6 protein-coding genes and 1 pseudogene are annotated in these 8,352 nt (G+C 72.9%); 5 read left to right on the forward strand and 2 right to left on the reverse strand.

Features of this window, described 5'->3' with window-relative positions:
* Together GKQ77_RS21995 and GKQ77_RS22000 are read right to left on the reverse strand one after the other, a co-directional pair.
* Nucleotides 1-825: pseudogene (locus GKQ77_RS21995) on the reverse strand (hypothetical protein); the annotation flags it as partial.
* A gap of 149 nt (nt 826-974) precedes the next feature.
* On the reverse strand, nt 975-2,363 hold the full coding sequence (locus GKQ77_RS22000) for an NsdA family TPR-like regulatory protein (protein WP_219690652.1): 1,389 nt from the start codon (nt 2,361-2,363) through the stop codon (nt 975-977).
* Between the two features lie 339 nt (nt 2,364-2,702).
* On the opposite strand from GKQ77_RS22000, the gene GKQ77_RS22005 reads away from it, so the two are divergent.
* The 5 genes from GKQ77_RS22005 to GKQ77_RS22025 form a co-directional block, all read left to right on the forward strand.
* Nucleotides 2,703-3,362 carry a bifunctional DNA primase/polymerase gene (locus GKQ77_RS22005; RefSeq protein WP_219690653.1) on the forward strand — a complete coding sequence of 220 codons (660 nt, stop codon included), beginning with the start codon at nt 2,703-2,705 and terminating at the stop codon, nt 3,360-3,362.
* Nucleotides 3,363-3,501: 139 nt separating this feature from the next.
* A complete protein-coding gene (locus GKQ77_RS22010) occupies nt 3,502-4,302 on the forward strand; it encodes an ABC transporter ATP-binding protein (protein ID WP_219690654.1) in 801 nt (266 codons plus the stop codon).
* Entirely contained in the window at nt 4,299-5,903 is a 1,605-nt protein-coding gene (locus GKQ77_RS22015) for a transporter (RefSeq protein ID WP_219690655.1), read from the forward strand. Before GKQ77_RS22010 ends, GKQ77_RS22015 begins: the two co-directional genes overlap by 4 nt.
* Nucleotides 5,904-6,052: 149 nt before the next feature.
* Nucleotides 6,053-6,625, forward strand: coding sequence for a dihydrofolate reductase family protein (locus tag GKQ77_RS22020; RefSeq protein ID WP_219690656.1), 573 nt, complete (start codon nt 6,053-6,055; stop codon nt 6,623-6,625).
* Nucleotides 6,626-7,073: 448 nt separating this feature from the next.
* Nucleotides 7,074-8,352: PAS domain-containing protein (locus tag GKQ77_RS22025; protein WP_219690657.1), on the forward strand; the 1,279-nt coding region annotated here is incomplete at its 3' end.

Below are 8,352 nucleotides of genomic sequence, written 5' to 3' on the forward strand. Positions count from 1 at the left end.
CCCGTCCCCGGCGCCGGGTGACACCGGGGGTATGTACTGGGTGGCGCCTTCGTCGGCACCGGCGCCGGGGACGGGCGGGAGGTACTGCGTGGCCCCCTCGTCGGCACCGGCTCCGGGCACGGGCGCGAGGTACTGGGTGGCTTCGGCGTCGGATCCGGCGCCCGGCGCGTCGACGGGAGGCAGCGGGGCGCCGCCCTGCCCGAGCGGCGGCAGAGGCATGCGCTGCCCGCCGCCGTAGGAGGCGTCACCCTGGGCGGGCTGCTCGGGCGGCTGAGGGGCGTACCCCTGCGTGCTCTGCTGGGGCGGCTGCGGGGCGTACCCCTGCTGACCGCCGTGCTGCTGCTGGCCGCCGTGCTGCTGCTGACCGCCGTGCTCCTGGGCGCCGTACTGCTGGCCCCCGTACCCCTGACCCTCGTACGCGCCATACGAGGCGTCTGTGCCGTACGAGGCATCTTGGCCGTACGGGGCATCCGAGCCGTACGAGGCGTCCGAGCCGTACGAGGCGTCCGAGCCGTACGAGGCGTCCTGGCCGTACGAGGCGCCCGAGCCGTACGAGGCGCCCGTGTCCTCGGGAGGCAGCGGCATGGCCTGGGGCGTCGAGGTCTCCCACGCGTGGCCGGGGGCGCCCTGGGGCGGGCCCGCCGTCTCGGGACCCCAGGGCTGGCCCCACGGGGTGCCGCCCGCCGGGGTGGTCTGCCGCCCTGCGGTGCCGGGAAGCAGCGGCTCGCTGCCGTCCGCGGGCAGCACGACGCCCTCGTGGGCTGGCCGGGCCGCGGGCTGCCGCGGATCGGAGGAAGCAGCGCCCTGACCGCTGTGCTGCGTCACCGGGACTCCTACATATGGGGGACCTACGGAACCGTCGGCTCACGCTACCGGGTCCCCGCAAGCCTCTGCCACGCAGCTCAAAGTTACGGCTCCTGCCCAGCGCGGGGAGTAACAAAACCTCCCTCCCGCACGCTGGTAGATGCCGCGCCTCACGCCGCCTGGACGTCGACCCGCGCCCCGAACTCCCGTACCACCGGCTCCTCCCGGAAGGGCTCCAGGCGCTGCTGGAAGTCCTCCAGGTACTCCGCGCCGCGGTTGGACCGCAGGGTGCCGAGGAGTTCCACGGCCCGCATGCCCGTGTGGCAGGCCTGTTCCACCTCGCGCCGCTGGACCTGGGCCGTGGCCAGCAGGACGAGGCCGATCGCGCGGCGCCTCGCCCGCGTCTCCGGGTGCCCGTCCAGGGACTCCTGCGCGCTGCGCGCCGCCGCGTCCGCCTGGCCCAAGTCCCGGTGACAATGCGCCATTTCATCGGCCAGATACGCGTGGTCGAAGTGCCGGATCCACACCGGGTCGTCACCGGACTCGCCCTCGCCCGCCGCCCGGTCCATCGCCTCGATCGCGCGGCCCGCCACCGCCTGCGTGGCCCGCGCGTCCCCGAGCAGCGCGTGCCCGCGCGCCTCGGCCGCGTAGAACATCGCCTCGGCGCGCGGCGTGACCCGCCCGCGGGTCCCCTCCTGCGCGGCCCGCGCCAACTGCGCGATCTCGCGCGGGTTGCCGAGCTGGGCGGCGAGGTGGCTCATCGAGGCCGCCAGCACATATCCGCCGTAGCCCCGGTCCCCGGCGGCCTGGGCGAGCCGCAGCGCCTGGATGTAGTACCGCTGGGCGAGGCCGGGCTGGCCCGTGTCCACGGCCATATAGCCCGCCAGCTCCGTCAACCGCGCGACCGCCGCGAAGAGTTCGCGCCCGACCGCCTCCCGGTAGGAGCCCGCGAGCAGCCCGGAGACGACCGAGTTGAGGTAGTGCACGACGACGGGACGCACATGCCCGCTGCCGTACTGGTGGTCGAGGCGGGTCAGCGCCTCCGTCATCGCCTTGACCGCCGCCACGTCCGCCATCCCGACGCGCGGCCCGGCGGTCCTGCCGACCTGCGGGTCCGGCGAGGAGATCAGCCAGTCGCGGCTGGGCTCGACGAGCGCGGAGGCGGCCACGGTCGAGCCGGACAGGAAGTCACGGCGGCCCACGTCGCTGCGCCACAGCTCGCAGACCTGCTCGATGGCGCCGAGGACGGTCGGCGAGAACTGCAGTCCCACGCCGGACGCGAGGTTCTTGCCGTTCGCCATGCCGATCTCGTCGATGGTGACCGTACGGCCCAGCTTGCGGCCGAGCGCCTCCGCGATGATGCCGGGTGCCCGGCCGCGCGGCTGCTGCCCGCGCAGCCAGCGGGCCACCGACGTCTTGTCGTAGCGCAGATCGAGACCGTGCTCCGCGCCGCACATGTTGACCCGGCGGGCGAGACCGGCGTTGGAGCAGCCGGCTTCCTGGATGAGCGCTTGCAGCCGTTCGTTGGGTTGCCGAGCGACGAGTGGCCTGGCGGCCATGGCGTACCCCCTGTGTGCACCGTGGACCATCGAGATGGAACGGGACGGCCGCCGAGGCCGCCTCACGACGATCAATGCCCTTGGGGCAAAGGGAAGATGCGCCACGAAAGAGGCATAAGAAGCAGTGAATTACCACAAATACGACAATGTACGGAGTTCCCCAGAGGCCTTCTCCGAGGCGCCTTCTGATTGCCCTTGAGCTGGCTACCCGCACATGGATGCCATTTCCCCTGCGCGCCCCCGCCCGTGCATCCATGCGCCCCGCTCGCAGGATCGATGCTCCTCCCCCGCCCTCGCGTGCGCCCGTAACCCGCCGTGGTGGCGGGAGTTGAGAACTGCGTGGAAGAGACCATCGGAGTCACGTCAGCCGCGCAGATCCCGAAGCAGCGCGGAGAGGCCTTGCTGGACACGGCCGTGCGATACGCGGAGGAGCGTCACTGGGACATCTTCCCCGGCACCTGGCTGGAGTCGGCCGAGGGCGCCGAGCGGTGCTCGTGCGGCGACCCGGCGTGCGCCTCCCCCGGCGCACATCCGGCGCGCGAGGACTGGGCGACCCAGGCGACCGGCAGCGCGACCGTGGCCCGGCGGCTGTGGCAGAAGCAGCCCAAGGCGTCGATCCTGCTGCCCACCGGCCGGACGTTCGACGCGATCGACGTGCCCGAGACCGCGGGGTTCCTCGCGCTGGCCCGCATGGAGCGGATGGAGCTGACGCTCGGGCCCGTGACCTGCACGCCGGACCGGCGCATGCAGTTCTTCGTGCTTCCCGGCGCCGCGGCGAAAGTCCCTGACCTGGTGCGCAAGCTGGGCTGGCCGCCCGCCGGCATCGACCTGGTCGCACTCGGCGAGGGCACGTACGTGGCCGCTCCGCCGACCCGCTTCGGCGCGTCGGGCGCGGTGCAGTGGGCGTGCCGTCCCACTGCCGCCAACCGCTGGCTGCCGGATGTGGAGGAGATCATCTCGCCGCTGGCGTACGCGTGTGGCCGGGAGGCCCGGCGCTGATCGCTCCGCGGGTTGGGCGGTTTTGTATCCGCGGGTCCGATGTGGCTGGGCGCGCAGTTCCCCGCGCCCCTTCGGGGCGCTGCCCCGTACCGCGCGCCGAGAACGCGGCGCCCACGTATCGTGCGGGCACGGGCAGGCTGTGACGGAGGGCGGCGCGGTGACCGAGGTGGCTTCGGCGGCGGTACGGGTACATGGGCTCTGGAAGCGCTTCGGCGGGCAGATCGCCGTCGCCGGGATCGATCTGACACTGCCCGCGGGCAAGTTCATCGGCCTGGTCGGGCCGAACGGCGCGGGCAAGACCACCACCCTCTCCATGGTCACCGGTCTGCTCAGACCGGACCAGGGCACGGTCGAGGTCGTCGGCCACGACGTGTGGCGCGACCCCGTCGAGGTCAAGGCCCGCATCGGCGTGCTCCCCGAGGGGCTGCGCCTCTTCGAACGGCTCTCGGGACGCGAACTGCTCGCGTACACCGGAAGGCTGCGCGGACTGCCCGGCACGGAGGTCGACAAGCGCGCCACCCAGCTGCTCGACGTACTCGATCTCGCCGGTGCCCAGCACAAGCTCGTCGTCGACTACTCCACCGGCATGCGCAAGAAGATCGGCCTCGCCTCCGCGCTCCTGCACAACCCCGAAGTCCTCTTCCTCGACGAACCCTTCGAGGGCGTCGACCCCGTCTCCGCCCAGACCATCCGCGGCGTCCTCGAGCGCTACACCGCCTCCGGCGCCACCGTCGTCTTCTCCTCCCACGTCATGGAGCTGGTCGAGTCACTGTGCGACTGGGTCGCCGTCATGGCGGCGGGCCGCATCCGCGCCCAGGGCACCCTCGCCGAGGTCCGCGGCGACGCGCCCTCGCTGCAGCGGGCGTTCCTCGAACTCGTCGGCGCGCACGGCCGCGACGCGGGCTCCGACCTCGACTGGCTGGGCGGCGGCGCCCGATGACGGCCTCGCCCAGCGCGTCGGCGCTCACCCCCGTCCTCGTACGCCTGAAGCTGTCCCTGCTCCGCAACGGCCTGCGGCAGTCGGCCGGGCGGCGGGCCGCCTACATCGCGTCGGTCGCCTTCGCCCTCCTCTTCGCCGCGCTCCAGCTCCTCGGTCTGATCGCGCTGCGCGGCAACACGCACGCCGCCACCGTCTGCGTGCTCCTCGTCGGGCTCCTCGCGCTCGGCTGGGCGGTCATGCCGCTCTTCTTCCCCAGCGGCGACGAGACGCTGGACCCCACCCGCCTGGTGATGCTGCCGCTGCGACCCCGGCCGCTGGTGCGGGCGCTGCTCGTGGCGTCGCTCGTCGGCATCGGTCCGCTGTTCACGCTCTGCCTGGCCGTCGGCGCGACGATCGCGCTCGCCCGGGGCGCCGCGGCCGCCGCCACCGGCGTACTCGCCACCGCCCTCACCCTCCTGATCTGCGTCGCCCTGGCCCGTGCGGTCGCCGCCGCCAACATCCGCCTGCTCACCAGCCGCAAGGGCCGCGACCTCGCCGTCCTGAGCGGCCTGGTCATCGCGGTCGGCGCGCAGGCCGTCAACTTCGGTGCGCAGAAGCTCGGTTCGTCCGGACTCGGCACGCTCGATCCGGCGGCGGACCTCGTGCGCTGGATCCCCCCGGCCGCGGCGCTCGGCGCGGTGGACTCCGTGAGCGAGGGTTCGTACGCGACTGGCGCCACCCAACTCGTCCTCAGCGCAGCCGCCTTGGTGGCGCTGCTCGCTCTCTGGCAGCACAGCCTGACCCGGCTGATGACGGCACCGGACGGCTCGACCCTGGCGGCGGCGGAACCGGAGAAGGGCACCTCGCGTGCCTCAGGGACCCTCGGCAGGCTCCTCCCCGCCGGGCGCACCGGCACCGTCATGGAGCGCAGCCTGCGGTACGTCTGGCGCGACCCGAAGACGAAGGCGGCCTGGGTGACCTCCCTCGCCATCGGCCTGATCGTGCCGGTCTTCAACGCCCTCCAGGGCACGGGCTCGGTGTACATCGCGTGCTTCGCGGCGGGGATGCTCGGGATCCTGATGTACAACCAGTTCGGCCAGGACACCTCGGCGTTCTGGATGGTGGCGATGACGATCTCCTCGACCCGCGACGCGTACGTGGAGCTGCGGGGCCGCGCCCTCGCGCTGCTGCTGATCACCCTTCCGTACGCCACGCTCGTCACCGCCCTCACCACGGCGATGCTCGGCGACTGGCCCGCCCTGCCGGAAGCACTCGGGCTCTCCTTCGCGCTGCTCGGCGCGATGCTGGCGACCGGCTGCTGGTCCTCGACCCGCTTCCCGTACTCGATCCCGCAGGAGGGCTACAAGAACGTGGCCCCCGGCCAGGCGGGCCTCGCCTGGCTCTCCATCTTCGGCGGGATGGTCGCGGCGGCCCTGCTGTGCGCCCCGGTCCTCGCCCTCACGATCTGGCTGCACGCCTCGGACGCGGCCTCCTGGACCTGGCTCCTGCTCCCCCTGGGCGCGGCCTACGCCCTGGCGGTCGCCGAGGCGGGCCTGCGGCTGTCGGCGCCGCGGCTCGCCGGGCGCCTGCCGGAGATCCTGACGGCGGTCAGCAGGGGTTAGGGCCTGTCGTGGCGAACTCCCGGATGGATCACTGGCCCTGGGACCGATGACTTTTCCGTCGGCGGGCGGTCTGATGGTGGTCAGGTGATGAACGAGAGGCCAGTGATGGCCGCGATACCCATGATGACCATGAGACCAGGAGTACTCGGATGCGCACCTTGATCAGCACCGCTTTCGTCTCGCTCGACGGCGTCGTCGAGGCCCCCGGCGGCGAGCCGGGCTACCGCAACTCGGGATGGACCTTCAAGGACGTGGAGTTCCTTCCCGAGGCCTTCGAGATCAAGGGCCGGGAGCAGGAGGAGGCCACCGCGATACTGCTCGGCCGGGTCAGCTACGAGGCGTTCAGCCCCGTCTGGCCGGGCATGGAGGAGTTCGCCTCGTACAAGCCGATGCCCAAGTACGTCGTCTCCACCACGCTCGGCGAGGAGGCCCTGGTCCCCGGCTGGGGCGAGACGACGATCCTGCGCTCGCTGGACGAGGTGGCCGCGCTGAAGGAGACCGAGGGCGGCCCGATCATCATGCACGGCAGCGCCACCCTCAACCGCGCCCTGTCGGACGCCGGTCTGATCGACCGCTACCACCTGCTGGTCTTCCCGCTGCTGCTCGGCGCGGGCAAGCGGCTCTTCAGCGAGGCGGACAACGACGCGCGGAAGCTGAAGCTGGTCGAGCACGAGGCGTACGCCAACGGCGTGCAGAAGAACGTCTTCGACGTCGTCCGCTGAGGCCGGGCAGGCGGGTCGCCTCCGCCCGGGACGCAGGCGACCCGCGAGCCGTGGTTCCTGCCGCGCCGGGCGGAGCCGGGCGGAGGAAGCCGGCCGGACGTACCGGCGGCTCGCGGGTCGGGTGACTGCTTGGAACTGGGCCGGCTGCACGCTGCTCTCGCGTGCCGGTCCGGCACCGCACTGGGTGTGGTGGCAGGCCGCTAGCCCGCAGCCACCTCTCGCGTCCGCAATGAAATCACTGCCGGATCACCTCCTTTCTTCGAGTGATGCCACCCTAGGAAGCGCCGCGAAGCCGCTCAACCGATTATTTCCGGCCGCTGGGGCAGACGCCGAGGCGCGACGATTTCCCTCCGATTCCCTTCAAGTTCCGGGAATCCGCTGTGGGGTGCGTCACGTTCGAGTTGAATGATCCGAGGACATGGCATGACGGTCTGCAGGGGGGTTCGGGGTGAGTGCTTCGCGGCGGAGCGGGACTACTGACGAACTGGGCCCTGAAGAGCCCGAGCCCGGCGGGGCGGAGCTGCTCGCGGCGCTGCTCGACGGGATGGACGCGGCGCTCTGCGCGTTCGACGCCGACGGCGTGGTGACGCACTGGAACCGCGAGGCGGAGCGGGTTCTCGGGTGGTCGGCGGCGGAGGCCGTGGGGCGGCGGGGCTTCTCCGGGTGGGCCGTGCGGCCCGCCGACGCCGGGGACGTCGAGGGGCGGCTGCTCTCCGCGATGGACGCGCCGGGGCGGCAGGTGCACGAGTTCGCGCTGGTCACCAAGGACGGCGGCCGGGTGCTCGTCCGGATGCAGTCCGCGGCCGTACGCGGCGGGGACGGCAAGCCCGCGGGGGTGTACTGCGCCTTCAGCGAGGTCCACGCGCAGATGGACCTGGAGCGGTCCATCGCCCTGAGCGAGGCGCTCTTCGAGAACGCCACCTGGGGTGTGGTGCTCGTCGACGCCGATCTGCGCCCCGCCGTGGTGAACGAACACGCGGCCCGCGCCCTGGGAGTGGGGCGTACGGCGGTACTGGGCCGGCCCCTCGCCGATCTGCTCGGGCAGGGCGTCGAGGAGCTGGAGAGCGCGCTGGCCCATGTGCTCGCCGAGGGGGCGCCGCCCGCGCCCGCCGAGCTGTGGGTGTCGGTACGGGCCGGGGGCGGCCAGGAGGACGGCTTCGAACGGCGCTGCTGGCGCAGCGGCTTTCTGCGGCTCGCCTCGCCGCTCGCGGAGGAGCCGGTGCCGCTGGGCGTCGGCTGGCTCTTCCAGGACGTGACGGAGGCGAAGCTGACGGAGCAGGAGGCCTCGCAGCTCCGCTTCCGCTCCCAGCAGCTGCACCGTGCGGCGCGGGCCGCCGCCGAGTGCGAGGACCCCATGGAGGCGGCCACCGTCCAACTCGACTTCGCGCTCGCCGGGTTCGCCGATCACGCGCTGGTGGATCTGCTGGCGGGCGAGGAGCCGGTGCGGCTTGTCCGGATCGCGGCGACGCCCGCGGGGCCGCCCGGCCCGTGCCGTCCGGTGACCATGGCGGGCATCCCCGTGCGCTACCCCGAGGGGCATCCGGCACCGCAGTGCGTGGAGCGCACGGGATCGGTCCGCGCCAGCGCGGGGGCGGCCGCACCGGAACGGACCCGCGAGTGGGCGCGGGCCCGGCAGTGGCCGGAGGACGCGGTGCACGCGCTGTGCGCGGTACTGCGGAGCCGGGGCCGGACGCTGGGCGTCGTGACGTTCCTCCGGGGGGCGGGAC

It is taken from the genome of Streptomyces anatolicus (assembly GCF_019400875.1).
Taxonomy (GTDB): Bacteria; Actinomycetota; Actinomycetes; order Streptomycetales; family Streptomycetaceae; genus Streptomyces; species Streptomyces anatolicus.